Annotated in this window: 29 protein-coding genes; all 29 read right to left on the bottom strand. The window is 55.8% G+C overall.

Annotation, left to right across the window (positions count from 1 at the left end):
• Positions 1–3: 3 nt before the first annotated feature.
• The 29 genes from flhB to topA all read right to left on the bottom strand — a co-directional run bounded on the left by flhB (position 4) and on the right by topA (position 25,743).
• Complete coding sequence (flhB, locus tag EXY20_RS02330) at positions 4–1,101, bottom strand: flagellar biosynthesis protein FlhB (RefSeq protein ID WP_135547179.1); 1,098 nt, start codon at positions 1,099–1,101, stop codon at positions 4–6.
• A 39-nt stretch (positions 1,102–1,140) separates the two neighbouring features.
• Positions 1,141–1,932 carry a flagellar biosynthetic protein FliR gene (fliR, locus tag EXY20_RS02325; protein WP_135547178.1) on the bottom strand — a complete coding sequence of 264 codons (792 nt, stop codon included), beginning with the start codon at positions 1,930–1,932 and terminating at the stop codon, positions 1,141–1,143.
• Positions 1,933–1,941: 9 nt separating this feature from the next.
• A complete protein-coding gene (gene fliQ, locus EXY20_RS02320) occupies positions 1,942–2,211 on the bottom strand; it encodes a flagellar biosynthesis protein FliQ (RefSeq protein ID WP_135547176.1) in 270 nt (89 codons plus the stop codon).
• Positions 2,212–2,246: 35 nt separating this feature from the next.
• Positions 2,247–3,005, bottom strand: a complete 759-nt coding sequence (fliP, locus tag EXY20_RS02315) for a flagellar type III secretion system pore protein FliP (RefSeq protein WP_135547175.1) — start codon at positions 3,003–3,005, stop codon at positions 2,247–2,249.
• A complete protein-coding gene (locus tag EXY20_RS02310) occupies positions 3,005–3,604 on the bottom strand; it encodes a flagellar biosynthetic protein FliO (protein WP_167858940.1) in 600 nt (199 codons plus the stop codon). The genes fliP and EXY20_RS02310 overlap by 1 nt, the downstream gene beginning before the upstream one ends.
• 44 nt (positions 3,605–3,648) lie before the next feature.
• Positions 3,649–4,011: a response regulator gene (locus tag EXY20_RS02305; protein WP_135547172.1), complete on the bottom strand. Its 363-nt coding sequence runs from the start codon at positions 4,009–4,011 to the stop codon at positions 3,649–3,651.
• Positions 4,012–4,035: 24 nt separating this feature from the next.
• Positions 4,036–5,322: a flagellar motor switch phosphatase FliY gene (fliY, locus tag EXY20_RS02300; protein ID WP_135547170.1), complete on the bottom strand. Its 1,287-nt coding sequence runs from the start codon at positions 5,320–5,322 to the stop codon at positions 4,036–4,038.
• Positions 5,312–6,310: a flagellar motor switch protein FliM gene (gene fliM / locus EXY20_RS02295; RefSeq protein WP_135547169.1), complete on the bottom strand. Its 999-nt coding sequence runs from the start codon at positions 6,308–6,310 to the stop codon at positions 5,312–5,314. The genes fliY and fliM overlap by 11 nt, the downstream gene beginning before the upstream one ends.
• A 12-nt stretch (positions 6,311–6,322) precedes the next feature.
• Entirely contained in the window at positions 6,323–6,805 is a 483-nt protein-coding gene (locus EXY20_RS02290) for a flagellar basal body-associated FliL family protein (RefSeq protein WP_235885310.1), read from the bottom strand.
• Positions 6,806–7,027, bottom strand: a complete 222-nt coding sequence (locus tag EXY20_RS02285) for a flagellar FlbD family protein (protein ID WP_135547168.1) — start codon at positions 7,025–7,027, stop codon at positions 6,806–6,808.
• A 67-nt stretch (positions 7,028–7,094) separates the two neighbouring features.
• Positions 7,095–7,916 carry a flagellar basal body rod protein FlgG gene (flgG, locus tag EXY20_RS02280; protein ID WP_135547166.1) on the bottom strand — a complete coding sequence of 274 codons (822 nt, stop codon included), beginning with the start codon at positions 7,914–7,916 and terminating at the stop codon, positions 7,095–7,097.
• A gap of 106 nt (positions 7,917–8,022) precedes the next feature.
• Positions 8,023–8,418 carry a TIGR02530 family flagellar biosynthesis protein gene (locus EXY20_RS02275; protein WP_135547164.1) on the bottom strand — a complete coding sequence of 132 codons (396 nt, stop codon included), beginning with the start codon at positions 8,416–8,418 and terminating at the stop codon, positions 8,023–8,025.
• 9 nt (positions 8,419–8,427) lie between these two features.
• On the bottom strand, positions 8,428–8,871 hold the full coding sequence (gene flgD, locus EXY20_RS02270; RefSeq protein WP_135547163.1) for a flagellar hook assembly protein FlgD: 444 nt from the start codon (positions 8,869–8,871) through the stop codon (positions 8,428–8,430).
• Between the two features lie 39 nt (positions 8,872–8,910).
• Positions 8,911–10,356, bottom strand: coding sequence for a flagellar hook-length control protein FliK (locus EXY20_RS02265; RefSeq protein WP_135547161.1), 1,446 nt, complete (start codon positions 10,354–10,356; stop codon positions 8,911–8,913).
• Between the two features lie 45 nt (positions 10,357–10,401).
• Complete coding sequence (locus EXY20_RS02260) at positions 10,402–11,313, bottom strand: magnesium transporter MgtE N-terminal domain-containing protein (protein ID WP_135547160.1); 912 nt, start codon at positions 11,311–11,313, stop codon at positions 10,402–10,404.
• A gap of 78 nt (positions 11,314–11,391) precedes the next feature.
• Positions 11,392–11,835, bottom strand: a complete 444-nt coding sequence (fliJ, locus tag EXY20_RS02255; RefSeq protein ID WP_135547158.1) for a flagellar export protein FliJ — start codon at positions 11,833–11,835, stop codon at positions 11,392–11,394.
• A 7-nt stretch (positions 11,836–11,842) separates the two neighbouring features.
• Positions 11,843–13,165, bottom strand: a complete 1,323-nt coding sequence (gene fliI / locus EXY20_RS02250; RefSeq protein WP_135547156.1) for a flagellar protein export ATPase FliI — start codon at positions 13,163–13,165, stop codon at positions 11,843–11,845.
• Entirely contained in the window at positions 13,162–13,986 is an 825-nt protein-coding gene (locus EXY20_RS02245) for a FliH/SctL family protein (RefSeq protein ID WP_167858939.1), read from the bottom strand. The genes fliI and EXY20_RS02245 overlap by 4 nt, the downstream gene beginning before the upstream one ends.
• Positions 13,979–14,995: a flagellar motor switch protein FliG gene (fliG, locus tag EXY20_RS02240; protein WP_135547152.1), complete on the bottom strand. Its 1,017-nt coding sequence runs from the start codon at positions 14,993–14,995 to the stop codon at positions 13,979–13,981. Before fliG ends, EXY20_RS02245 begins: the two co-directional genes overlap by 8 nt.
• Positions 14,996–15,007: 12 nt before the next feature.
• A complete protein-coding gene (fliF, locus tag EXY20_RS02235; protein WP_135547151.1) occupies positions 15,008–16,597 on the bottom strand; it encodes a flagellar basal-body MS-ring/collar protein FliF in 1,590 nt (529 codons plus the stop codon).
• A 35-nt stretch (positions 16,598–16,632) separates the two neighbouring features.
• The gene (gene fliE / locus EXY20_RS02230; RefSeq protein ID WP_135547149.1) at positions 16,633–16,935 is read right to left on the bottom strand and encodes a flagellar hook-basal body complex protein FliE; all 303 of its coding nucleotides are present in this window, start codon (positions 16,933–16,935) and stop codon (positions 16,633–16,635) included.
• A gap of 32 nt (positions 16,936–16,967) precedes the next feature.
• Positions 16,968–17,426, bottom strand: a complete 459-nt coding sequence (gene flgC / locus EXY20_RS02225) for a flagellar basal body rod protein FlgC (protein ID WP_135547147.1) — start codon at positions 17,424–17,426, stop codon at positions 16,968–16,970.
• Between the two features lie 3 nt (positions 17,427–17,429).
• Positions 17,430–17,834, bottom strand: a complete 405-nt coding sequence (gene flgB / locus EXY20_RS02220; protein ID WP_135547145.1) for a flagellar basal body rod protein FlgB — start codon at positions 17,832–17,834, stop codon at positions 17,430–17,432.
• 268 nt (positions 17,835–18,102) lie between these two features.
• Entirely contained in the window at positions 18,103–18,867 is a 765-nt protein-coding gene (gene codY / locus EXY20_RS02215; protein ID WP_135547143.1) for a GTP-sensing pleiotropic transcriptional regulator CodY, read from the bottom strand.
• A 60-nt stretch (positions 18,868–18,927) separates the two neighbouring features.
• Positions 18,928–20,337, bottom strand: a complete 1,410-nt coding sequence (hslU, locus tag EXY20_RS02210; protein WP_207671203.1) for an ATP-dependent protease ATPase subunit HslU — start codon at positions 20,335–20,337, stop codon at positions 18,928–18,930.
• Between the two features lie 265 nt (positions 20,338–20,602).
• The gene (gene hslV / locus EXY20_RS02205; RefSeq protein WP_135547138.1) at positions 20,603–21,145 is read right to left on the bottom strand and encodes an ATP-dependent protease subunit HslV; all 543 of its coding nucleotides are present in this window, start codon (positions 21,143–21,145) and stop codon (positions 20,603–20,605) included.
• A gap of 78 nt (positions 21,146–21,223) precedes the next feature.
• A complete protein-coding gene (gene xerC / locus EXY20_RS02200) occupies positions 21,224–22,117 on the bottom strand; it encodes a tyrosine recombinase XerC (RefSeq protein ID WP_135547136.1) in 894 nt (297 codons plus the stop codon).
• 32 nt (positions 22,118–22,149) lie between these two features.
• Positions 22,150–23,469, bottom strand: a complete 1,320-nt coding sequence (gene trmFO / locus EXY20_RS02195) for an FADH(2)-oxidizing methylenetetrahydrofolate--tRNA-(uracil(54)-C(5))-methyltransferase TrmFO (RefSeq protein WP_407944887.1) — start codon at positions 23,467–23,469, stop codon at positions 22,150–22,152.
• A gap of 171 nt (positions 23,470–23,640) precedes the next feature.
• Positions 23,641–25,743 carry a type I DNA topoisomerase gene (gene topA, locus EXY20_RS02190; RefSeq protein WP_135547132.1) on the bottom strand — a complete coding sequence of 701 codons (2,103 nt, stop codon included), beginning with the start codon at positions 25,741–25,743 and terminating at the stop codon, positions 23,641–23,643.
• Between the last annotated feature and the right edge of the window lie 25 nt (positions 25,744–25,768).

Below are 25,768 nucleotides of genomic sequence, written 5' to 3'. Positions count from 1 at the left end.
TCGTTACTTCACCTTCGTTTTGCCTTTCAGCTTGTATACATATGCCAATACTTCAGCCACAGCCTGGAACAGCTCCGCGGGAATCGTCTGCCCGATTTCCACTTGCGCGTACAGCGCTCTGGCGAGCGGTTTGTTTTCCATCGTCATGACTCCATGCTCTTTGGCGATTTCCCGAATACGCAGCGCGACATAGTCGGTGCCCTTCGCCAGCACTTTCGGCGCTTCCATCTTGGTGCCGTCGTACTGTACCGCTACCGCAAAGTGCGTCGGGTTCGTAATGATGACGTCCGCCTTCGGTACATCCTGCATCATCCGCTGCAAGGCCAGCCGCCGCTGCCTCTCCTTGATTTTCCCTTTGATGAGCGGATCGCCTTCCATCTTCTTGTACTCGTCCTTGATGTCCTGCTTGGACATCCGCAGCCCTTTCTCATGCTCGTAGCGTTGATAGAAATAATCCAGCACGGCCAAAACGACCAGCACGGCCCCGATGCTGAGACCAAGTCGCAACGTAATTTGACACACGTAGACAAATGCGCTTTCGAGCGGCACGTGCGCCAGGCTGAGCAGCTTTTCTTTCTGCCCGATGAGAATGATGTAGACGACGACGCCAACGACGGTCACTTTCAGCAGCGTCTTCGCAAATTCCACCAGCGCGCGCAGCGCAAATACCCGCTTGGCGCCTTCGATCGGATTCAGCTTGCTGAATTTCATCTTCAGCGGTTCGCCGGTAAACAGCAGACCAAATTGCAAATAGTTGCCGAGAAACGCGATCAGAACCGAAGTTGCAAAAATCGGCAACAGCAGCACAAGCGAATCGACCATCAGTTTGCCGAACATATTCGTCACATTGGCGATGGTTACGTCCATCAGCATGTAGCTATAGAACGTTTCCGAAAAGACGCCTATGATACGCGCTTTGTAAAATCCCCCCAGCATCGCAAAAGATAAAAAACCGAACAGCAAAATAAAAGAGCTAGGAATTTCTCCGCTTTTGGCGACTTGCCCTTTCTTGCGGGCTTCCGATCGTTTCTTCGGTGTAGCGGGTTCGGTTTTCTCCTGGGCGAACAATTGCAGATCGAGCGACAAACGAAAGCGGGACACGCTCCTCTTGCACCTCCGTCGGTTCGTGTTGCAGCGGGCTCAAGGCGCCGCGGCAGATCCGGCCAGTATGTTCAAGACGTCCTCGATATGCCCGAACATCGTCTCGAACAGGTCGAAAAAGAGCGAGATGAAGCCCGGAAACAGCAACGTCAGCATCAGCAAGCCAAGCAGCACTTTGAGCGGCAAGCCGATGACGAACAAGTTGAATTGCGGCGCCGTTTTGGCCAGAATGCCAAGTCCGATGTCGACCAGAAACAACGCGGCCACAATCGGGGCAGCCATCTGGAACGCAAGCACGAACGACGTTGCAAACGACTTCACCAGAAATTCGGTCAATTGCCCGTCCGCGATGCGGGCGAACCAGTCATAAGACAACGGCACCCACTCGTAGCTGTCCATGACGGCGCGAATGAGCATCTGATGACCGCCGAACGTGACGAACAGCAGCGTCGCAAGCACGAATTTCAAGTTGCCGATGATCGGACTTTGCGTGCCGGTCATCGGGTCGATAATGTTGGCCATGCTGAACCCGATTTGCATATCGATGAACGAACCGGCCACTTGCACGATCGTAAAAAAAATGTAGGCGACAAATCCGAGCACTAGCCCTACCAACGTTTCGCGCACGATCAACAGCACATAAGGACCGTCGAACGACACCGGATCGCCCGGCACGACGCCGAATACGAGCAGCGCCACACAGAAGGAAAACCCGATTTTGAAATGCGCCGGTACGTTTCGCGCCGAAAAGACAGGCGCCACGACAAAAAAAGCGGTAATCCGACAAAAAATGAGCAGCAGGTTAGGAAAGTTCAGCAGCAAGAACTCCATATGGACGTCCTAACCGATGTACTTGTACATATTTTCGAGCATATTGCGGGTAAAATCGACCAAGGTCGTTAATATCCACGGCCCGAAAAACAAAACGGCGAGCAGCACGGCAACGATTTTCGGAACGAACGCCAACGTTTGCTCCTGAATTTGGGTCGTGGCCTGAAAGATGCTGACGACCAGACCGACGACGAGTGCGATAATCAGCATCGGAGCGCTCGCTTTCAGCACGGTGTACACTGCTTCTCCGGCGAGCTGTATGATGAAATCCGAACTCATCGGTTGTCTTTCTCCTTTCGCCGATCGCGGGCTTGTCACGTGTTGAAACTGAGCAACAGCGACTTGACGACCAAATACCAACCGTCCACCAATACGAACAATAATATTTTGAACGGCAGCGAAATCATGACCGGCGGCAGCATCATCATCCCCATGGCCATCAGCGTACTGGAAATAATCATGTCGATGACGAGAAACGGAATGAAGATCATGAAGCCCATCTTGAACGCTGTCACCAGTTCGCTGATGGCATAGGCGGGAATAAGCACCGTAAGCGGCGTATCCTCGATGCCTGTCGGTTTCGGAGCGTTGGAATAATCAAGAAACAGCTTCAAATCTTTTTCGCGCGTCTGTTTGCCCATGAACTGTTTCATCGGAATCGCCGCCTGCTCCAGCGCTTGCGTCTGGGTCAGCTCGCCTTTCAAATACGGCTGCAGCGCCACTTGGTTGATTTCGCCGATCGTCGGCGACATGACAAACAACGTCAGGAACAAGGCGAGACCGATCAGCACCTGGTTTGGCGGCATCTGCTGCGTCGCCAGCGACGTTCTTACGAAGCCGAGCACGATGACGATTCGGGTGAACGACGTCATCAGCACCAGGATGGCGGGCGCCAAGCTCAGGACGGTAATGAGCAGTATAATCGAAATCGTGCTCGATCCGCCCGTTGTCGCATCTTCTCCGCCAATGGTGATCCCGATGTTCGGAATCGGATCGGCGGCAAACGCCCCGGCAGCCGGCAGCAAAGACAACCCAAGCAGCAACACGAAAACGAAGGGCAGCTTTCTTATCATCACTTATCATTCAACCGATCATCAAGATTTTGTTCCCCGATTAAATCGTCGATCTGCTTCTTCCGACCGGTTACGCCTTGCATCTTCTGCTGGAACACATGCTGGAACGAGGCGGACAGTTCCTCCTCTTCATCCGGCTTGCTTCGCAGCGATTTCACCCATTTGCCGAGCGAGCCCAGCTTGGCGAAATCCGCCGTTACCCTCGCATGAATATTTTCTTTGATATAAGCAATTTCTTCGGGGTCTTCGATTTTGCCAAGCAATTGCACGTCGTTGCCGACACCCAGCACAAACAAGTGGCTGCCGATTTCGACGACCTGCACCGACTTGTTCTGCCCGAGCGGCACGCCGCCGATCGATTTGACCGACCGTGCCGACAAATACGTTTTGTTTTTTTGCGAAATTACCTTCACGATCAGAAAGAAGATACCGATAATAAGGATAAGATAAAAGGCGACTTGTCCGAATATTTTGAATCCGCTATAGCTGAATTGGCTTTCCATCTCTCCCGAATCGGCGAAACAACTGGGGATCCAGGGCCACAGGGCGGAACAAACGAGCGCCGTCCCAAGTGCGAATCCGCTTTTGCCAGTACGCAAATCTCCCCGTCCCTTCCCCTTGCGTTCGACCATCTCAATGCCGATTAGCCGAGCGTCTTCTTGATCGCTTCAATAACGCGGTCCGCCTGGAACGGCTTGACGATAAAGTCTTTCGCTCCCGCCTGAATCGCATCGATTACCATGGCTTGCTGCCCCATTGCGGAACACATGATGACTTTGGCGTTCGGATCGAGTTTCTTGATTTCCTTCAGGGCATGGATGCCGTCCATCTCCGGCATGGTGATGTCCATCGTAATCAGATCGGGTCTGACTTCCTTGAATTTCTCGATCGCTTGCGCGCCATCGTTCGCTTCGCCACACACCTCATAGCCGTTTTTGATCAGAATATCACGAATCATCATGCGCATGAATGCTGCGTCGTCTACGATCAAAATGCGGTTAGCCATTGGAACAAATCCTCCCAGTATATGTTATTGTAACTTTTGAATGCGATCCCATTGGTTGATAATATCTGTTACACGCACACCGAAGTTTTCATCGATAACGACGACTTCCCCTTTGGCGATCAGCTTGTTATTGACCAAGATGTCGACCGGTTCGCCGGCGAGCTTGTCGAGCTCGATGATCGAGCCTTGCGACAAGTCGAGAATATCCTTGATCACCTTCTGCGTTCTTCCAAGCTCGACCGTCACTTTAAGCGGGATATCCAGCAGCAGGTTCAAATTAGTATCGTCGGTCTGCATCATCGCGCCTTGGCCGAAGCTGGCGAATTGCGCCGGCTGCACATTGACGTTGCGGTTCGGCATCGAGCCGTACGTGGCCGGAGCCTGCGGCATCATCGGCGGCTGCTGATACATCGGTTGCTGATACATCGGCTGTTGGTACATCGGTTGCTCATACATTGGTTGTTGCGGCATCATGGGCTGCTGCGGCATCATCGGCGGCTGCTGATACATCGGCTGCTGCACAGGCGGAGCCGGTGGAGCGGACGGTGCCGGTGGTGCCGGCGGCGCGGACGGTGCCGGCGGTTCGGTAAGGAAGCTGAGTTCGTCCTGCTGCATGCCCATATCGTCTCCGCCCATCAGGATGGAAACCATATCTTTGGCGAAGCTGACCGTCAGCAGCTGCATAATCGACGAATCGATCAAATCGCCGATCGTTAATCGGAACGAAATTTTGACGAAGACGGAATCGGGGGGAATATTCTCTGTCCCTGTGCCGTCGGCCAAACTCATAATGTCGATGCCCGGCGGCGAAATGTTGACCATCCGGTTGAAAATCGTGGACATCGATGTCGCCGACGAACCCATCATCTGGTTCATGGCTTCCTGAACGGCGCTGATATGTATGTCGCTCAGATCGGAGAACGGGCCGGTCCCCGTCCCGCCCATCATCAGATCGGCGATGACCTGGGCGTCCGACGTCTTGATCACGAGCAGGTTGATGCCGTGAAACCCGTCCACGTAATTGACATGTACGGCAACATGCGGCTTCGGAAATTGTTGCTTCAGCTCTTCGCGGGTAATCATCGACACTTGCGGCGTCGTGATGTCGACTTTCTTGCCGAGCAGCGTGGAAAGAGCCGTCGCCGCACTGCCGAACGTAATGTTGCCGATTTCCCCCAGCGCATCCTGTTCCAGCGACGACAAGTACTGGTCGACGGTTGGAGTCGAGAGCGATTCCCCGGCATCGTCGGAAGTTTGCCTGAGCAGCGCGTCGATCTCCTCTTGCGACAAATAATCCTTGTTATTCGTCATACTCTTCCACCCCTTCATTGACGATATCCGTAATTTGCACCGCTACTTTCCCTTTGACCGTGCCCGGGCTGCCGATATATTTGAGCTTTTCGCCCACTTTGATTTGCAGTCCTTCGTCCACCTGCTTCGTGAGCGCAATCACGTCGCCGACGGCAAGTCCCAGAAATTCGCGAACGGATATTTGCGATTCGCCCAACTCGGCGATGATCGGCAGCTTCGCTTTGCTGACCCTTGCTTGCAGCGCCTCGGATTCTTCGGACGACTTCATCCGCTTGTGCGTCACGAACATGTGATGCACCGACAGCCTCGGCATTACCGGCTCGATAACAACGTGCGGAATACACAAGTTGATCATCCCGGTCGTGTCGCCGATCTTCGTGCTGAGCGAGATCAGCGCGATCGTATCGTTGGCCGAAGCGATCTGCATAAACTGCGGATTCGTTTCGAGCGCTTCGAGTCGCGGATACAAGTCGAGCACCGTTTTCCACGCTTCTTGCAGCGTATCGAGCGCCCGGCTGAATATTTTCTCCATGATAATCGTTTCAATTTCCGTCAAGGCGTTGATTTTGGCCGGCGAAGCGCCGACACCTCCGAGCAGTCGGTCCAGCATCGCATACGCGACGTTCGGATGCACTTCCAGCACCATGCGTCCTTCGAGCGGCTCCGCTTCGAAAATGTTCAAAATCGTCATCTTCGGAATCGAACGAATGAATTCGTCGTAAGGCAATTGCTCCACTTGAACGACCGTGATCTGGACGAATGTGCGCAATTGCGTTGAAAAATAAGTGGTCAGAAAACGCGCGAAGTTCTCATGGATGCGCGTCAAGCTGCGCAGGTGATCTTTGGAAAAACGTGTCGCCCGCTTGAAATCGTACGATCTGACCCGTTTCTGCGTCTCTTCCTTCTTGAGTTCCTCGGCATCCATTTCGCCGGAGGACAAGGCGGCAAGCAACGCATCTATCTCGTTCTGCGAGAGAACGTCAACCATAGAGTCACCTCCTTATTGCAGGATCCAGTCGGTTATGTAGATTTGTTTCAATTTTCCTTCCGATAAGATCGGGTTGATCTTGTTCATCAGCGTGGCCAGCATGGCATCCTGCCCTTTGGCGCCCTTGATTTGGTCGACCGTGCTGTCGGCCAGCGTTTGGATAATGATGTTTTTCACTTTAAAGGAAAGATGCTCGAACTCTTTTTTCGTTTTGGAATTTTCCAACTCGAAGCTGAAGCTTACCCGGACCACCTTGTCCTTGTCGGCCAAATTCGTGGTCAATTCCTTTACTTCGACAGTAAGCGCCTCGATTTGTTCGGCGGTTTTCTTCTTCTCTTTGACATCGGCTACCGAGCTTTGCGCTTTCTGGTTCGGATCGGTCGACGCGTTATCTTTCTCCCCCATATAATTCCACAGGAGCAACGATGCGGACAAGATCAATGCAATGACGATCAACATCGAAATCGAGATCAAAAACAGCTTGTTCTTGAGCAACTAAAACCCCTCCGACTCCACACTTTTAATGGATCCCCCAAGCGTTCCGATCTGCTGGAGATAGGTTTGCACTAAGCTTACCACATCCGGGACCTTTTCGAGAACCATAATTTTTTTCCCCGTCGTCAGCGAGATGACGGTATCCGGAGTCTCTTCAATGGTTTCGATCAGCAGTGCGTTGAGCGTTATCCGACTGCCGTTCAGACGAGTCACCGTTATCACTGCAATCCCTCCGTCAGCGGAACCGCCGGGGGCGAAGTTAGTCGCCCCCTAGCGCTCCGAGCTTAAACTACCGTTTCAGGTTGACAATTTCCTGCAGCACTTCGTCGGAAGTCGTAATGATTTTGGAGTTCGCCTGGAAACCGCGCTGGGCCACGATCATTTCGGTAAATTCCGACGTCAAATCGACATTCGACATTTCCAACTGGCCGGCAACGATGGCGCCCGAACCGGCTTCAAGGCTGTTCGGCGCCACCAGATTAAAGGCTCCTTCCGGATTCGCGTTCTGCGTCATCCGGTACAGGTTGCCGCCAATCTTCTCCAGGCCCGCCGGGTTGGTCACTTTGATCAGCCCGATCTGCGTGTCGGAATCGATCGTGCCGTCGTTCAGCTTCTTGTTGATCCGGCCGTCCAGGCCAACGCTGAATTGCACGACAGTCGTCGTATCGATGACGATCGGCTCGCCGCCGACGTCGCAAACGAGCATGCCGTCGGAATTGACGAGATTGCCGCTCGCGTCAAGCTTGAAATCGCCGGCGCGGGTCATGTACCAGTCGGCCTGATCGGCGCCGTTCTTCACGGCGAAAAATCCGTCGCCGTCAACGCGCAAATCCGTCGGCACATTCGTCGTCATGGCGCTGCCTGTCGTATGAATCGTATCGATGGCGCCAAGCGCCACGCCGAGACCGACTTGTTTGGCATTGACGCCGCCGTTGTCGTTGCCGTTCGGCGCCGTTTCGCCGGCTACCGTCTGGCTGAGAATATCTTTGAACATCACGCGTCCGGCTTTGAACCCGGCCGTATTGACGTTGGCAATATTATTGCCGATCACGTCGAGCTTCGTTTGAAAGCCGCGCATCCCGGAAACGCCCGAATAAAGCGATCTAAGCATAGGTGGTGCTCCTCCTTTGTCTTATGGACGATTGCAGGCGTTCGGCTGCTTCATGCGATCCGCAGCCGGGGCTTCCTGATCGGGCCGGCCCTTGACACCTAGTGGTTTACGAAATGATGACCGCACTGTCGATCTGCGTAAAGACGTTGTCTTTCATCGCGTTGCCGTCCATAGCGGTAACGATCGTCCGGTTCTTGACATTGACAATCAATGCCATATCGCCAAGCAGCATAAGCGAATCTTTGGCTCCTTTGGCCGATGCGTTGTCGATTGCGGTCTTTATTTTGGCCAACTGCTCGGGTTTCAGTTCGATCCCCCGCTGCTGCAGCCGGACTTCGGCATGATGGCTGAATTTCACCATCTGCTGGCCTAACACATCCTGAAACGTTGCCTTGTTTGCCGTTCCCGCCGCGCTGCCGGCCGACTGATGCGACTGCCGCATCCGGACCGACGGATGCACCGCTCCCGGAAACAATTGCCCCGCTGTTACATGATCCGCCATAGGGCTCGGTTACTCCGGACGTTCGATGCTTGTGATCTGATCCAGAGTAATCTCCGCTCCTCCCTCCACGCGGGCGTATTGTTTGCCGTCCTTGAAGGTGAGCGCCGAGACGATGCCGCTGTTTTCGATTTGGTTGCCGGCGTCGTCAAACGCGGTCCAGGTGACCGATTGTCCGAGCAATCCCGGCGCCATGCCGAGCGATTGGCGCAGCAGCTTCATTTCGCCGGCCATGTTGGTCATTTGCTCGACCGATGAAAACTGCGCCATCTGAGCGATAAAATCTTTATCCTCGAGCGGCTGCGTCGGATCCTGATTGCTGAGCTGGGTCATCAGGATTTTGAGAAAGTCATCCTTGCCCAGCGTATTGCCGGCTTTGGTGCTCGCCGCGCTCGTATTGCCTTGCGCATAATAAGGCCACACATTTTTCGTACCGACGATATTCGAATCGGCCATTTCCGTTCCCTCCCTTCGGACCCTTCCTGATGATCTCGCTTAAGCCGTTACGTCAAACACGCTTCCATTCGATTCGCCGTTGCGCGCCTCCGCCACTTGCGTCAGTTCCTGCGCAAATTCGGCCGCTCCCGTGTCGATCTCGGAATGGGAAGATTTGCTCTGGCCGCCCGGCTGCTGCGACGATTGCTGGCGCTGTTGATCCTGGAACATGCCCGACTGCAGATTGTTCTGCTGCATCACTTCCAGCCGCTCTACGTGAATGCCCTGATTCTGCAGCGTTGTTCGGAGCTGTGCGAGCTGGCCTTCGATCATCTCCTTGCCAAGCGCCGTCTGCGCATGGAATTGGGCGACGAGTTGGCCGGCCTGCATCGTGATCTTCACTTCGACGTGGCCGAGGCTTTCCGGCGTCAGCGACAATCTCGCTTCCGAGAAGCCGTTCAGCGGATTGACCTTGATCGCCTTGATCATGAATTGACTCATGTCTTGCACGAACGATTGGCTGCCGATCGTCTCTCCCGCCGGCTTCGCTGCGAAACCTTGCTGCAAGGAGCGAATCAGGTCGCCGGTTTGAAGCGGCATCAACGTGGGTAAAGATGCTGCATCGGCATTCGATTCCGCTGCTGCAGATTCGGTTGGCGCCTGCGCCGCCAGCATCATGCGCTGCATCGCGTGTTTGGCCGACAGCAAGTCGAGCTTGGTCGTTTGCACGTGAGCGACAAGCTGCTGCAGCTGTTGCGGAAGCTCCGCTTTCTCTGCACCCGCGTGTTGCTGCGATACGATTTGGACCGGTGCTGATGACAGCGCGTTCGCCTTGGCCGTTTCTTTCGTTCGACCGTTCGCAACGGGCGGGTTAGCTGTGCTGGTTGCCGCGGCGTTATTCGCCGTGGCGGTGCCGATCGCAGCTTCTTGCTGCAACAGCGATTGCGCGAACGTTTCGCCGAAGCTTTGCGCGAGCTGCTGGAACAAGATGCTGTCCGGGTGCTGCTTCATCGCGCCGGCGAATGCCGCCATAATTTGCTGCGCCTGCGCACTGTTCAAAGCGGCTGCGCCCGCGTTGCCCGCAGCGCCGGACTCGCCTTGCAAAGCGGCGACGCCGGTATCGACTCCGGAAGCTTGCAGCAATTCGTTCGCCTGTTGCAACCACTGCTGGAAGCCGGGGTTTGCCAGCAATTGCGCCAGAAGCTCGGGATTCGCGGCAATGGCGTCGAGCAACTGAGCCGTCGCCGATTCGCTGCCGGTGTCCTGAAGCTGTGGCAGCAACAAGGCGAGCAGCGCCGGCGACAATCCTTGCAGCAGCGCGTTCAGCGACAAGCTCGTTTCGTCCGCCTTGGCGCCGTTCTGCCCTTGACCGCCGATGATCGCCACCAGCGCGCCGGCAAAGTTCGATTTGCCCGTTTCACCGGATGTTTGGCCGCCGTTCCCGGTCGCTTGTCCCGCTCCCGCCGTCGTTACAGCAGCTTTCACAGTCATCATTGGGATCTCCATTTGTTTTCACCTCCTTTCAAAGGTAGTTCAAAGGCTGACATACGTTTACTGACTGAGCCGGGCTGCAATTTTGGCTGCGGCTGCCGCACCTTCCTTGGACAATCCGGCCATTGCCGCCAAAATGCCGGATCTCGCCGAACTATCCATACTGCTCAAAATTTCGTTTACCTTCGTCGCGTTGAAGCCTTCCATGTCGAGAAGGATTTGCGCCGCGCTTTTTGGCGTCATGGTGGAGAAGGTGGTGCCGATATCGGTTTTGCTGATTTTTTGCGCCGACTTGGCATCTTCCACCAGGGCGGCGCGTTCCTGCAACGCCGCGATTTCGCGGTCTTTTGCCGGGGAGATGTCCTTCAAATAAATCGACGCTTCCGCCGCTTTCTTCGGGTCCATCTTCTCCAGCACTTTCACCCGCGCGTCGTTTTTCATCTCGCTCAAGATCAGCACGCGCTCCATCGTCGTGAAATTTTCCATGATCGGCGCCGCTTTGCTTGGGCTCATGCCGGCGAACATCGCCGCCGTTTGCTGCACTTGCGCCAAATATTCTTCATCGGTTTTCGTTTTTGTTTTGAGCTGGTCTTCCAGCGCGGATACTTTGGCCTGCAAGTCCTTGATCGTCGCATCCTTCTGCTGGGATCCCGCGTCCGTCTGCTTCAGCTGCGCGTCCTTGTCGCTCAGCTTCTTGTTGAAATCGGCCGTCAGTTGCTCGAACGCCTTCTTGTCGAACACGCCTTCGGCGTCGTCCGTTTTGGGCGTTGTCGTCGTTTCCTTCGGATCCGGGACGACGCTGCCGACAAGCGGAATTTTGTTCGCGGCCTTGAGCAGCTCGTTCTTCACGTCGTAATCGAACAACGACAGGAAAACGAGCGTACAGACGATCGTAAACACGATGGGAATAAAAAACCAATACAGGAAGCGTTCAAAGGTGCTCAGTTCGGCTCTTTCCAACTCTGCGTTCACCGCTTCCCCTCCTTTCCCGTTCCGTTCCGCTCTTCTGCGCCTGCCCGCGGTCGCGGTCGCGCCATGCTCCGCTTCCTATTAATAAGACAGCCGCTTGCTCCGCATCGTCGCCATTTCGTCAATGGCGCCTTGCTCCTTGCGCTGCTCCGCATGAACGAACAACCGTTTCGCCTTGTCCCGGGCCGTCGTCCACACTTTCTCTTCCACCATCTTTGCGGTGAGCTGCTGCCGCTCGTGGTTGACGCGCTGCTGCGCGCTGCGCACATCGGCGTCTTTCTGCGAAATGCGCCGGTCGATGTGGTTCAGATACGTCTGGTAGTGCATCAGATCGGATACCGTGACCGTCTCCTGCGTGGCGCTCGACAAGTTCGTCTGCAACTCCGACTTTTCGGAATGCAGCCCGGACAACATCTGCTCCTCCACCTGCAGTTTGCCTACCGCGTGCGACAGTTCCCATTCCGCCTGCGTTTTTTCGCTGGCCTTCAAATCGACGATTTTCTGGAACGCATACCGAAACCGCATGTTTCGCTCAGCCTCCGTGGAATTGTTCGATCAATTGCTGCTGCGCTTCTTCGTAGTTGACTTTTTCGTTTACCTTCTGCCGGGTAAAAGCCGTGATCTGGTCGATGTATTGCAGCGACAAGTCAATTTGCGGGTTTGAGCCGCGCTGGTACGCCCCGATATTGATCAAGTCTTCCGAATCTTTATAAATAGCCAGCAGCCGTTTCAGCATATCGGCGGCTTCCTGCTGCTCATCCGGCACAATTTCCTTCATGACGCGACTGACGCTGGCCAGCACGTCGATTGCCGGATAGTGCCCGCGATGGGCCAGGTTTCGGTCGAGCACGATGTGGCCGTCCAGAATGCCGCGAACCGCATCCGCAATCGGCTCGTTCATATCGTCGCCATCGACAAGCACTGTATAGAACGCGGTAATCGAGCCTTTCGTGCCGGTGCCCGAACGTTCCAGCAGCTTCGGCAGCGCAGCGAACACCGATGGCGTGTAGCCTCTTGTTGCCGGCGGCTCGCCAACGGCAAGGCCAACCTCACGCTGCGCCATTGCGAAGCGGGTGACGGAGTCCATCATCAACATCACGTTCAGCCCTTTATCGCGAAAATATTCGGCGATGCTCGTCGCGATCATGGCTCCCTTGATCCGGATGAGCGCCGGCTGATCGCTGGTCGCCACGATGACGACCGAACGCGCCAGCCCTTCCGGGCCCAAATCGCGTTCGATAAAATCGAGCACCTCGCGGCCGCGTTCGCCGATCAGCGCGATCACATTGACATCGGCCGCCGTATTGCGGGCAACCATGCCGAGCAGCGTGCTTTTGCCGACGCCGGATCCGGCGAAGATGCCGACGCGCTGGCCATTGCCGATCGTCAGCAGCCCGTCGATGCAGCGGACGCCGACACTGATCGGCTGTAATACGCGCGGCCGGCGAAGCGGATTGTTCGGCGCGTTGTGCGTCGAGTAGTGAGTCATGCGCGAAGGCAGGAACGATCCGTCGAGCGGCTGTCCAAGACCGTCCAGCACTTTGCCCAGCAGCTCGTGGCCGACTTGCACCGTAAGCGGCCGTCCGGTACTGACGACTTCGCAGCCGGGACCGATGGAATGCAAGTCGCCGAGCGGCATCAGAATGACCCGGTTGTTGCGGAAGCCGACGACCTCCGCCTTCAGCGGCGTATTCGACTTGAACGGGTAAATGAGGCACACGTCGCCGACGCTGGCATCGGGCCCTTCGGACTCGACGGTCAGGCCGATGACCTGGATCACTTTGCCGTTGACGAGCACCGGATCGATCTGGCGCAAATGTTCAATATACTTGCCTGCCGTCGGCACCTTCATCATGTCGCGTCCGCCTCCTCGCCCCGCAAGGCGATTTGTCGCAGCGCCGCTTTAATTTCGGTGAGCTGGGTATCGATGCGGGCGTCGATGCTGCCAAAAGCGGAACGAACGACACAACCGTGATCGGTGACCGAAGCGTCCGGAATAATTTGCAATTCGGCTTGCGAATCGATCGAGAGCAAAAATTCCTCGCGAGCGTCCTGCAAATAAGCGAAATGAGCCGGCGCTACGCAAAGGGTAATCGTGCCTTTCTCCCGCCTGCGCGCAAGCACGTCTTGCGTCATCTTGACAATCCATTCGGGATCTATGGTCAGTTGGCGATCGATAATTTTTTCGGCGATGGCGGTGCTTAATTCAATCAGGAACGGCTCCGCTTCCAGAATGATCCGCTGCTTGAGCTCGTAGGCTTGCTCCAGCACCGCCTGCGCTTCCTTCAGCGTATCGTGATACTGCTCCCGGACCGCGGTTTCCGCCTGCACAGCGCCTTCACGAAACCCTTGCTCCAGGCCGGACAGCCTTGCTTCTTCGGTTACCTGTTCGTCTTGCAGCCTGCGTTCGCTCCACCATTGGTCGATTTCCTGCTGCGTTTGTTCGCGTATGGCGTTCGTTTCGGCCACCGTATCGTGCAGCATCTGATCGGCGGATTGTTCGGCATCGAGCAGGATCCGCTCTTTCATCGCTTTCAGTTCCAGCAGCTCGAGTTTTTCCTCTTCGTCGACTCCGTCTTCCGGAGCCGCTCCCGGCGCTTGCGGGAGACGAGCGCCTTCCACCGTCTTGAAATCGTCAAGCGTCGTGTAGAACAGCGGCTTGATTACGTTAGACAATGATATCATCCCCTCCGCCGCGAGCGATGATGATTTCTCCGGATTCTTCCAGACGGCGGATCGTTGCTACGATGCGCGTTTGCGCTTCTTCGACGTCGCGCAGCCGCACGGGGCCCATATACTCCATTTCCTCGCGGAACGTCTCGGACATCCGTTTCGACATGTTGCGAAAAATCGCTTCGCGCACTTCTTCGCTCGCCACCTTGAGGGCAAGCTGCAAATCGGCGTTTTCGATGTCGCGGATAATACGCTGGATCGAACGATTGTCGATATTGACGATGTCTTCGAACACGAACATCCGCTTCTTGATTTCTTCGGCCAACTCCGGATCCTGAATTTCGAGCGCATCGAGAATGGTACGTTCCGTACCGCGATCGACGCCGTTCAAAATTTGCACGATCGCTTCGATGCCGCCCGCCGACGAATAGTCCTGCGTGACGGTGGCCGACAGCTTCTGCTCGAGCACGCGCTCCACCTGGCTGATGACTTCCGGCGACGTGCTGTCCATCAGAGCGATCCGTTTGGCTACTTCCGCCTGCTTGTCTTGCGGCAACGCGGACAAAATCATCGACGATTGTTCGGCCTGCAAATACGACAGCACGAGCGCGATCGTCTGCGAATTCTCGTTCTGAATAAAGTTCAAAATTTGCGCGGGGTCCGCCTTGCGGGCAAAATCGAACGGCCTGACCTGAAGCGTGGCCGTCAATCGATTGATAATGTCAAGTGCCTTCTGCGATCCGAGCGCCTTCTCCAGAATATCTTTGGCGTACGAAATACCGCCCTGCGTTATGTATTCCTGCGCCATGCAGATTTGATGGAATTCGGACAAAATCGCTTCCTTCTCCGTCGTGTCCACCTTGCGTACATTGGCGATCTCCAGCGTCAACTGCTCTATCTCTTCATCGCGCAAATGCTTGAAAATTTGCGCCGAAACTTCTGGTCCCAGACTGATCAGCAGGATTGCCGCTTTTTGTCTGCCCGTTAAACCGTGTTGAACTCCCTTTGCCACTGATTTACACCTCTATTCATCTACGAGCCATGTACGAAGCAGGTTGACGAAATCTTCGGGCTTTCGTTTCGCCAACGTTTCCAATTGCTTGCGCGCCTGGTTCTCGTTCGTGACATTATCGAAATCGATTGTCGGGAATTCAACTTTCGTAGCTGCGGCTGCCGCCGCTTCCTCCATCGCCAGCTGCGCTTTCCGCCTGCGGCGGGAAATTGCGTATCCTGTCGCCCCGGCAAGCAGCAAGGCAAGCGCGCCTCCGCCGTAAAGCAGCCAGTTCGTTTTGTTCGTGGCGCCTGCAACGTCTTTCTGGGCAAAGTTGTGATCGAACACGATAACTTTGCTCGTCAGTTCATCGGCGGTGAACGTTCTGCCGCTATTCGCCAAAGCGGCGGTAACGACATTCACCAGAATGCGCTGAATCGCATCTTTCGTTTGCTGCGTCAGCGTCGTCGGATCGTTAGTATCCGGCGGCTCGACGCCGACGCTGATCGTCAAATCGGTGACGGTATACGGGCTCGATACGATTTCGTTCGTAATCCGGTTGATTTCGCTATTGACCGTTTTTTGCACTTCTTCGGACGTCGTTTTGCCGCTGCCGGTGCTACCCGGATAACCGGGAACGTCGGTGTCGCCGGTTCCGGCTACCCCGCCGGCTGCCGATCCGCTGTCGGACGTGTACGACTTGCTGATTTCCTGCATGCTGATAGCGATGCCCTGATTGTCGACGACCGGCGTAACGAGCTGCTGGTTCGACTTCTTCTGGTCGAAATTCATCGTCGACATGACCATCGGGATGACTTTGTCCGTCCCGAGCACACCGCCGAGAATCGTCATGACTTTTTTCTGAATATCCTGTTCGAACGCCTTCTGGATTTGGAATTGCTGCGTCACCGCATTGGCCGTATTAAGCTGCGAGCTTCCCGATTTGGAATAAGGAAGTTCGTCGCCGTTCTGATCGGAAATCGTAATGTTGTCGAGCGTCAAATTCGGTACGCTGTGCGCAACGGAACGGTAAAGCGTGTCGATCTGCTGCTGGTCGGGACGGTATCCCGGCTTCAGCTTGACGACAACCGCCGCGGAAGCTTGCTCCCTTACCCCGTTTTTCGGCAGAAATACCGATTGTTCCGGCAGCGTAATAAGCACTTTCGAGCTGAGCACGGATTCGTTCGCGTTAATGAGTTGCTGGATTTCGCCTTGCAGCGCGTCAAGATGTTTGATCTGAAATTCCGCGTCTGTCGTGCCGAAAGCGCTGCTGTCGCGGAATGCGCTGTAACCGATCGATCCGTTCTTGTTGAGACCTTGCGATTCCACGTCCAGCTTGACGTTGGTCGCTTCTTTCGTCGGCACTTCGATCACTTTGCCGTCGGCGCTGATCCGGTACGGAATTTTGGCGCCGTCCAAATATTGTTTGATGGCGGCGGCATCGCTGGGCTGCAAATCGCGATAGGCAACCGAATATTGCGTTTTGGACAAATTATAAGAGACCAAGGTAACGGTGAGAACGAGTATGGCTACTGTTGCGATTAGTGTAATTTTTTGTGTTCTGGTATATTTGTTCCAATATTGCTTGGCCCGATTCCAATATTGGAGTACTGTTTCGTTCACTTTGTCACCCCATCCGATTGCTGTTGCCTATGAGATTACAGTTGCATTCTCATAATGTCTTGATAAGCCTCGATCACTTTATTGCGCACTTGCACGGTGAGTTCGAGCCCTAACGAAGCTTTCTCGGCAGCAATCATCACTTGGTGCGTGTCGGCCAATTCGCCCATGACAAATTGCTCGCCCAGCTTGTCGACTTCCACTTGCTGAGCGTTCAGTTTGGCAAGCGAGTCATTGAGCAACGAGCTGAAGGATTGGGTGACATCTACGGCTCCCGTTTCCGTTTTCGATTTTTGCAGCTGCAGGACTGCAGCCGGCTTTAACGAAATATTGTCGATCAATCCCAATTCCCCCTCAAAATGTTAAGCCGGCATTATTTGCCGATTTCAAGCGCCTTCGTCACAAATGCCTTCGAAGCGTTAAGCGCCGTTACGTTCGCTTCGTATGATCGTGTGGCCGATATCATGTCGACCATTTCTTTAAGGATGTCGACGTTCGGCATCATCACGAAGCCGTTCTCGTCCGCATCGGGATGAGTCGGATTGTACACTTGCTTGAACGGCGCCGAATCTTCGCCGATCTTCGTCACTTTGACCCCTTCGCCGAACCCGCCGCTTGCGCCGTTCATGGCGCCTTGCAGCACGCTGGAGAATGGAGCCTGCTCCTTCGGTTCGATGGTAACGATTTTGCGTGTGTACGGCACCCACTTGCCGTTTACCATCTTCGTGCGCGTCGTATCGGCATTGGCGATATTCGAAGATATGACATCCATCCGCAGCCGCTGCGCGGTTAATGCCGAAGAGCTAATATCGAAGCCGTTGGTCAACCTCATCTGTTATTTCCCTCCATTGATGGCGGTTCTCATCATCTTGATGTCGTGGTTCACTTCTTGCACCATGACATTATAGCGCAGCTGGTTTTTGGCCAAAAGCGACATTTCGGAATCGATATCGACGTTGTTCAAATTGTTGTTCATGACCGCACGCTCGTCCGTCTGAATTTGCGGTCCCGACTGGCTGCCGCTGCTTATGTAAAAATGTCTGCGATCCGACCGGCTGCCGACAATGCCTCGCGGAGAGGACATTTCATTCTGCAGCAATTCCTCGAAGACGACGTCGGATCGTTTGAATTTGGGCGTGTCGACATTGGCGATATTGTTGGCGACAACTTTTTGCCTCAGTGCGGCAGCGTCCAGTGAACGAGAGAGCAGGTTGAAGCTCGGTTTATCTAGTAAGGACATGCGGCTACCACCTTTTTATAGCAATATTGAATACTAATATTCAACAATCGAAAGCCAAACTCCTTCTTGATTCGACATTAATATTTCGAAAAATATTGCGAACCCTGTACGGATTCCCCCGAAAAATGTCGGATCTTGCAGAATTTCAAACTATCATTTATCTTGTAGATAATTACATTAATGCACAATATGAAAAAAGCCCTATCTTTTTCAGAAAGGGACTTTTCGCCTGTTTATTTTGTGAACTGCGTCACACTTTTGGAGGGAATTACAGCTTGACTTGCTCCAAGCCGACGAACAGCTGCTCGTTTAATATTTTGATGTAGGTGCCTTTCATGCCGAGCGACCTCGTTTCGATGACGCCAGCGCTCTCCAGCTTGCGCAGCGCGTTGACGATGACGGAGCGGGTGATGCCGACACGATCGGCGATTTTGCTGGCGACGAGCAGCCCTTCCTTGCCTTTCAACTCTTCAAAAATATGCTCAAGCGCTTCCAGCTCGCTGAATGAAAGCGACCCGACGGCCACTTGCACGATCGCCTTGCTGCGCGATTCCTCTTCGCTTTCTTCGGCGCGGACGCGCAATATTTCCATGCCGACAATCGTGGCGCCGTATTCGGCGAGAATCAGGTCGTCGTCGACGAATGCCAGCGCATCCCGCGTCAGTACAAGCGTGCCAAGCCGATTGCCGCCCCCGAGAATCGGGACAAGCGTCGTTTGCGCCTGGCCGAACGCCTCTTCCCAGCCGCCGGTCCCCCCTGCCGCCGATTGCGACGACGTCTCTTCAATGCTCAGCAGCAGCGCATTCGTTTCTTCGGAAAGCCGCCTATCCTCCAGCAGCTGTCGGTTGCCGCGATCCGGCCAGGCCGCATCGGCGAACGCAAATCCAAGCAGCTTGCCTTTGCGGCTGACGACGTAGACGCTCGCATCAATCGTCTCCCGCAGCACTTCGGCCATCTCCATAAAATTGACTGCATTTCCGGCTGCCTGTTGCAGCAATTTGTTCAATCTTCTTGTCTTGGCTAGCAAAGCCATCTTGTATGAAACCTCCTGTTACCCCATCCGGCCGCCGCCATTGCCTGGCGACCCGCCGGATCATAAAATATAATGGCTCAAATCGCGATTCTGCGCGATATCGGCCAGCTTCTCCCGGACGTATTCCGGCGTAATCGGAAATTCGTCCAGCGTAATGTCGGGCGCCTCGAATGACAAGTCTTCCAGCAGCTTCTCCAGAATCGTATGCAGACGGCGGGCGCCGATATTGTCGGTATTTTGGTTGACCGTAACGGCGATGCGGGCGATCTCTTCGATCGCAGCGTCCGTAAACGTCACTTCGATGCCCTCGGTTTGCAGCAGGGCCGTATACTGCTTCGTCAGCGCGTTGCGCGGTTCTTTCAGGATGCGCACGAAATCGTCGTGGGTCAAACTGCCAAGCTCGACGCGGATCGGGAATCTTCCCTGCAGTTCGGGAATCAAATCCGACGGCTTCGACATATGAAACGCTCCGGCGGCGATGAACAGCATGTAATCGGTTTTGACCGGACCGTACTTGGTCATCACCGTCGAACCTTCGACAATGGGCAGGATGTCGCGCTGCACGCCTTCCCGCGAAACGTCGGGACCGCCGCTGCCGCTGCCGCGGCCGCCGCCGGCAATTTTATCGATTTCGTCGAGAAAAATAATGCCGGACTGCTCCGCGCGCCGAACGGATTCCTGGATCACTTCGTCCATATCCATCAGCTTGTTCGCTTCTTCCTGCACGAGCACCTTGCGCGCGTCCTTCACGGGAAGCTTGCGTTTCTTCGAACGCTTCGGCAGCATGTTGCCGAGCATTTCCTGGAAGTTCATGCCCATCTGTTCGTTGCCCGGCTGCCCGCCGCCCAGCATGTCGAGCATCGAAGGCGAGTTGTCTTCGACTTCGATTTCGATCGTTTCGTTCTCGAGCTCGCCCTTGGCCAGCTTCGAACGAATCGCGATCCGCTTCTCGGCGATATCCGAGGACGGCTCATCGTCGTCGTCGTCGCTTTGCTGGTTCTGCTGGCCGAACAGCATCTCCAGCGGATTGCGCGTCTGCTTGCGGCGGCTCGGACCGGGAGCCAGAATCGATACGATGCGTTCGTCCGCAAGCTTGGTGGCGCGGTCCTGCAGTTGCTCCGTACGCTCCTGCTTCACCATGCGGATCGACGTTTCGACGAGGTCGCGCACCATCGATTCGACGTCGCGGCCGACGTAGCCGACTTCGGTGAACTTGGTCGCTTCAAGCTTCACGAACGGCGCCTGCACGAGCTTGGCGAGCCGGCGCGCGATTTCCGTTTTGCCGACGCCGGTCGGACCGATCATCAGGATGTTTTTCGGGATGATTTCATCCCGCATCGTGTCGTCCAGCCGGCTGCGCCGGTACCGGTTGCGCAGGGCGACGGCGACCGACTTCTTCGCTTTGTTCTGGCCGATGATATATTTATCAAGCTCGGCGACAATTTGCCGCGGCGTGAGGGCTTGGGACATAAGGTGCCTCCTTAAAGTTAATGCGAAACTTCGTGTTACGCTTCCCGCGAGCATTAACTCGCTTCGGAAGCATCTGCTAAGTTAATGCGAAACTTCGTGATACGCTTCCCGCGAGCATTAACTCGCTTCGGAAGCATCTGCTAAGTTAATGCGAAACTTCGTGATATGCTTCCCGCGAGCATTAACTTGCTTCGGAAGCATCCGCCAATTAATGGAAAATTTACGGATATGCTAAAAAAGCCGGATAAGCTGACGTCCGCCCCGTCTATTCGATGACTTCCACAATAATGTTGCGGTTCGTGAACACGCAGATATCCGCCGCCGTCTCCAGCGCGGCGCGGGCAATGTCCGGCGCGCTCATATGCGCCGCATGGCGGTGCAAGGCGCGGCCCGCCGCCAGCGCGAAGCTGCCGCCCGAGCCGATGGCAAGAATGCCGTCGTCCGGCTCGATTATTTCGCCGTTGCCCGAGATCAGCAGCAAGCCGCTCGCATCCATCACGATCATCATCGCTTCGAGCCGACGCAAGACGCGGTCGGAGCGCCAATCTTTGGCCAGTTCGACAGCGGCCCGGGTCAAATTGCCGTGATGCTCCTCCAGCTTGCCTTCGAACTTCTCGAACAGCGTCACCGCATCGGCGACCGAGCCGGCGAACCCGGCGGCAACCTGGCCGCGGTACAACCGCCTCACTTTTTTGGCCTGACTCTTCATCACCATGCTGTTGCCGAAGGTGACCTGGCCGTCGCCGGCGATCGCCCCTTTGCCTTGATGGCGAATGCCGAATATCGTCGTAGCGTGAAAATCGCCCATGCTTTCACTCCTTGAGATAACCCCGCCGAGCGGGGCTTATGCTTCGTTGCCTCGGCCGCAAACGGCCGCTTATGGGGACTAGGCGCGCGGATGCGCCTTGTTGTAGATCGATTGCAAGTGATCTTTCGTCACATGCGTATAAATTTGCGTCGTCGACAGGTCGACATGCCCGAGCAGTTCCTGCACGACGCGCAGGTCGGCGCCGGCTTCGAGCATGTGAGTGGCGAACGTGTGGCGGAACGTGTGCGGACTGACGTCGCTGGCCAGCGCCAGCTGTTCGACGTACTTGTCGACGATGCGCCGGACGCTTCGGTCGGAAAGCCGCGTACCGCGGTAGTTAAGGAACAGCGGGAGCGCCTCCTTGCCTTCCAGCAGCTCGTTGCGGGCGTCGTCCATGTAGCTGCGAAGCGCATCGACCGCCAGCTCGCCCAGCGGCACGTACCGCTCCTTGGCGCCTTTGCCGAACACAAGCGCAATGCCGTTGTCGAGGTCGATCGACGACACGTCAAGTCCGACCAACTCGCTGACGCGCATGCCGCTGGCGTACAGGCACTCCATCAGCGCCCGGTCGCGCACGCCGAGCGGCGTCGACAGGTCGGGCGCCTCCAGCAGCGCCAGCGTCTGCTCCAGATACAGAAACCGCGGCAGCTTCTTCTCCAGCTTCGGCGTGCGGACATAGCTGAGCGGGCTGACGGCGACAGCGCCCTCCCTCAGCAAATACTGATAGAACGAGCGCAGTGCCGACAGCTTGCGCGAAATCGAACGTTTGGCGTAATCGTCGGCCCCCAGCTTGGCAAGAAACATGCGGACGTGCAAATACGTCACCGTTTCGAAGCCGTCGATCCGCTGCTCTTCCAGATGTGCGGTAAATTGCTGCAAATCGGACGCATAATGCCGGACTGTATACACCGAGGCGTTTTTTTCGATTTCCAGATAACGCAGAAAGTCGTCAATATAGTGGCCGTTTTTCATCCGGTTCTCCTCATGGTACCATAGCGAAGCTTTTACATACAAGAAAACAAGCTTTCATTTTGCGAAAAATTCTGAATTGCGTGAATTGCGCGTTCAGCAAGCTTTTCGTTTTTCAGCTTCTTTCCTTTTAATCGTTCGTCCAGCGGCGGGAACAAGCCAAAATTGGCGTTCATCGGTTGAAAATGTTTGGCATCGGCCGACGTAATGTAATTCGCCATACTGCCGAGCGTCGTATCCGCAGGCAATGTCACGCAGGCCAGCCCGCGCGCCAGCCGTCCGGCATTGAGGCCCGCAATCAGGCCGGAAGCCGCCGACTCCACGTACCCTTCCACCCCGGTCATCTGCCCGGCAAAAAACAGCGACTCGCGCCCTTTGAACTGGTACGTCGGCAGCAGCAGCTTCGGCGAATTGATGAACGTGTTGCGGTGCATGACGCCAAAGCGGACGAATTCCGCCTGCTCCAGCCCCGGGATGAGCGAAAATACCCGCTTCTGCTCGCCCCACTTGAGATGCGTCTGGAAGCCGACCAAATTGTACAGCGTACCTGCCGCGTTGTCCTGCCGCAGTTGAACGACCGCGTACGGCAGCTTGCCTGTGCGCGGATCGATCAGCCCTACCGGCTTCATCGGGCCGAACAACACCGTCTGCCGGCCGCGCTGGGCCATCACTTCGATCGGCATGCAGCCTTCGAAATAAATTTCTTTCTCAAACTCCTTGACGGGTGCCGTTTCGGCGGTCGTAAGCGCTTCATAAAACGTTTGAAACTCGGCTTCCGACATCGGACAGTTCAGGTAAGCCGCTTCGCCCTTGTCGTACCGGGAGGCGAGGTACACCTTGTCCATGTCGATGGAGTCTTTCTCCACAATCGGCGCCGCGGCGTCGTAGAAGTACAAATATTCTTCGCCGAACAACGTTTGCAGCTGCGCCGACAACTCCGGCGACGTGAGCGGGCCGGTAGCGACGACCGTAATTCCTTCCTCCGGAAGCTTCGTCACTTCTTCATTGCGCACGTCGATCAGCGGATGGCTGCGCAGCGTGTCGGTCACTTCCCCCGCAAACAAATCGCGATCGACCGCAAGCGCCCCGCCCGCCGGTACCGCATGTTTGTCCGCCGCCGCCAGAATGAGCGACTGCAGCTGCCGCATCTCTTCTTTCAGCACGCCTACCGCATTGGTCAAGCCGTTCGCCCGCAGCGAATTGCTGCAGACGAGTTCGGCGAATTTGTCGCTGATGTGGGCGGGCGTCTTGCGCACCGGACGCATTTCGTACAGCGTAACCGGCACGCCTTGCCTGGCAATTTGCCAAGCTGCTTCACTCCCGGCCAGCCCCGCGCCGATGACGGTTACTTTCATTGGTGTCGTCAATCCGTTCCCCTCCTATAAACCGGCCCCGCCTTCCCGGCGTCACGCCGCAAATCGTCCAATCGCGACGAAAGTCCCGGCGGCGAATGCCGCGGAACTTCGTCTTGTCCTTGTATGGAACGTCAGAGCCGCTTGCGCCGCGCCTGACGTAATGGTCAGCTTTCAGTCGGCGATTTCGGTTTCGGTTTCCGCCGCTTCTTCCTTGAATTCGCACTGCGTGCATTGCACCGTCTGGCCGCTGCGGCTGTTCTTGATCACGAGCAGCGAGCCGCAAGCCGGGCAGGGTTCTTCCACCGGTCGGTCCCACGACACGAAATCGCACTCCGGATACTTGTCGCAGCCGAAAAAGACGCGGCCCTTCTTGCTTCTCCGTTCGACAACCCGCCCTTCCTTGCACTTCGGACAGGTGACGCCGATATCCTTGACGATCGGCTTCGTATTGCGGCAGTCCGGGAAGCCCGAGCAAGCGAGGAACTTGCCGAAGCGGCCCATCTTGTACACCATCGGGCTCCCGCACTTCTCGCACACTTCGTCGGACACTTCGTCCTGGATTTCGACTTCCTTCATCTCTTCTTCGGCGAATTCCAGCCGCTTCTCGAACGAAGTGTAGAACGAGTCGAGCACCTTGACCCAATCTTCCTTGCCTTCTTCGACGTTGTCGAGCTCTTCTTCCATCTGCGCCGTAAATTCGATATTGAGAATTTCCGGGAAAAATTCCTCCATCAGCTGGATGACCAACTCGCCAAGCTCGGTCGGGATGAACTTCTTCTCCTCAAGCGCCACGTAACCGCGCTTCTGCACCGTCTCCAGCGTCGGCGCGTACGTGCTTGGCCGTCCGATGCCAAGTTCCTCCAGCGCCCGCACGAGTCGCGACTCGCTGTAGCGCGGCGGCGGCTGGGTGAAATGCTGCTTCGGCTCGATTTCCTCCGCCTTCAGCTTGTCGCCCTGCGCCAGCGGCGGCAGCATCTTCTCTTCTTCGGTCGTGCCGTCGTCGTTGCCTTCCACGTATACTTTCGTGAAGCCGGCGAACTTCATTTTCTGTCCGGTTGCACGGAACGTCGCATCGCCGGCGGCAATATCGACGGACATCGTATCCAGCACCGCGGACGACATCTGGCTGGCGACGAAACGCTCCCAGATCAGCTTGTACAACCGCAGTTGGTCGCGGCTGAGAAATTCCTTCAGGCTGTCCGGCTCGCGCTGCACCGAACTCGGACGAACCGCTTCGTGCGCATCCTGCGCGTTCGTCGCTTTCTTCGTATAGACGCGCGGCGTTTCCGGCACGTAATCGGCGCCGTATTTGCCGAGAATGTATTCTTTCGCTTCGTCCTGCGCGACCGGCGAGATGCGCGTCGAGTCCGTTCTCATGTACGTGATGAGACCGACGGTGCCCTCGCTGCCGATATCGATGCCTTCGTACAGCTGCTGCGCGACGGACATCGTCTTGGAAGCGCGGAAATTGAGCTTGCGCGCCGCTTCCTGCTGCAGCGTACTGGTGATGAACGGCGCGGACGGATTGCGCTGGCGTTCCTTCTCCTTCACGTCCGCCACGATAAACGCGGTCTTCGCCCCGATTGCCGCCAACACTTCGTTCACTTCGGCTTCGTTCTTAAGCTCGCGTTTGTCGCCGCCGCTGCCGTAATACTTCGCTTCGAACGTCGATTTGCCGGACGTCAGCCGGACCGTGATCGACCAGTATTCCTCCGGCACGAATTCCTTGATTTCGTTCTCGCGGTCGTTGATCAGCTTGACGGCTACCGATTGCACGCGCCCGGCGGACAAGCCTTTCTTCACTTTCTTCCACAGCAGCGGACTGATCTTGTAGCCGACCAGCCGGTCGAGAATACGCCGGGCCTGCTGCGCGTTGACCAGATCGAGATTGATCGGCCGCGGCGTCTTGAACGCGTCCTTGACCGCCTGCTTCGTAATTTCGTTGAAGACGACGCGGCAAGGCTCGGTTTGCTCCAGCTCCAGATAATGCGCCAAATGCCAGGCGATCGCTTCCCCTTCGCGGTCAGGGTCAGCCGCCAGATAAATATGTTTGACGCGTTTGCTGGCGTCCTTCAGTTCCTTGAGCACGGAACCTTTGCCGCGGATCGTAATATATTTCGGTTCGAAATTATGTTTGACTTCAACGCCGATCTGGCTTTTCGGGAGGTCCCGAATATGGCCCATGGACGCTTTTACAATATACTTGTTGCCGAGATATTTGCCGATCGTTTTCGCTTTTGCAGGTGATTCCACGATGACGAGCGAGTCTGCCATAGCGTACATTCCCCCTTCCAAACAA

Source organism: Paenibacillus cymbidii (assembly GCF_004764705.1).
Classification (GTDB): domain Bacteria; phylum Bacillota; class Bacilli; order Paenibacillales; family NBRC-103111; genus Paenibacillus_AN; species Paenibacillus_AN cymbidii.
This window is presented reverse-complemented; position numbering and strand designations above follow the sequence as displayed.

What these genes read in the sequence shown, in the direction of transcription:
- fliR (WP_135547178.1), bottom strand. Translation starts at nt 1,932, where the DNA reads ATGGAGTTCTTGCTGCTGAACTTTCCTAACCTGCTGCTCATTTTTTGT.
- fliQ (WP_135547176.1), bottom strand. Translation starts at nt 2,211, where the DNA reads ATGAGTTCGGATTTCATCATACAGCTCGCCGGAGAAGCAGTGTACACC.
- fliP (WP_135547175.1), bottom strand. Translation starts at nt 3,005, where the DNA reads ATGATAAGAAAGCTGCCCTTCGTTTTCGTGTTGCTGCTTGGGTTGTCT.
- EXY20_RS02305 (WP_135547172.1), bottom strand. Translation starts at nt 4,011, where the DNA reads ATGGCTAACCGCATTTTGATCGTAGACGACGCAGCATTCATGCGCATG.
- fliY (WP_135547170.1), bottom strand. Translation starts at nt 5,322, where the DNA reads ATGACGAATAACAAGGATTATTTGTCGCAAGAGGAGATCGACGCGCTG.
- fliM (WP_135547169.1), bottom strand. Translation starts at nt 6,310, where the DNA reads ATGGTTGACGTTCTCTCGCAGAACGAGATAGATGCGTTGCTTGCCGCC.
- flgG (WP_135547166.1), bottom strand. Translation starts at nt 7,916, where the DNA reads ATGCTTAGATCGCTTTATTCGGGCGTTTCCGGGATGCGCGGCTTTCAA.
- EXY20_RS02275 (WP_135547164.1), bottom strand. Translation starts at nt 8,418, where the DNA reads ATGGCGGATCATGTAACAGCGGGGCAATTGTTTCCGGGAGCGGTGCAT.
- flgD (WP_135547163.1), bottom strand. Translation starts at nt 8,871, where the DNA reads ATGGCCGATTCGAATATCGTCGGTACGAAAAATGTGTGGCCTTATTAT.
- EXY20_RS02265 (WP_135547161.1), bottom strand. Translation starts at nt 10,356, where the DNA reads ATGGAGATCCCAATGATGACTGTGAAAGCTGCTGTAACGACGGCGGGA.
- fliJ (WP_135547158.1), bottom strand. Translation starts at nt 11,835, where the DNA reads ATGCGGTTTCGGTATGCGTTCCAGAAAATCGTCGATTTGAAGGCCAGC.
- fliI (WP_135547156.1), bottom strand. Translation starts at nt 13,165, where the DNA reads ATGATGAAGGTGCCGACGGCAGGCAAGTATATTGAACATTTGCGCCAG.
- flgC (WP_135547147.1), bottom strand. Translation starts at nt 17,426, where the DNA reads ATGAGGTTGACCAACGGCTTCGATATTAGCTCTTCGGCATTAACCGCG.
- flgB (WP_135547145.1), bottom strand. Translation starts at nt 17,834, where the DNA reads ATGTCCTTACTAGATAAACCGAGCTTCAACCTGCTCTCTCGTTCACTG.
- codY (WP_135547143.1), bottom strand. Translation starts at nt 18,867, where the DNA reads ATGGCTTTGCTAGCCAAGACAAGAAGATTGAACAAATTGCTGCAACAG.
- hslU (WP_207671203.1), bottom strand. Translation starts at nt 20,337, where the DNA reads ATGTCCCAAGCCCTCACGCCGCGGCAAATTGTCGCCGAGCTTGATAAA.
- hslV (WP_135547138.1), bottom strand. Translation starts at nt 21,145, where the DNA reads ATGGGCGATTTTCACGCTACGACGATATTCGGCATTCGCCATCAAGGC.
- xerC (WP_135547136.1), bottom strand. Translation starts at nt 22,117, where the DNA reads ATGAAAAACGGCCACTATATTGACGACTTTCTGCGTTATCTGGAAATC.
- trmFO (WP_407944887.1), bottom strand. Translation starts at nt 23,469, where the DNA reads ATGAAAGTAACCGTCATCGGCGCGGGGCTGGCCGGGAGTGAAGCAGCT.
- topA (WP_135547132.1), bottom strand. Translation starts at nt 25,743, where the DNA reads ATGGCAGACTCGCTCGTCATCGTGGAATCACCTGCAAAAGCGAAAACG.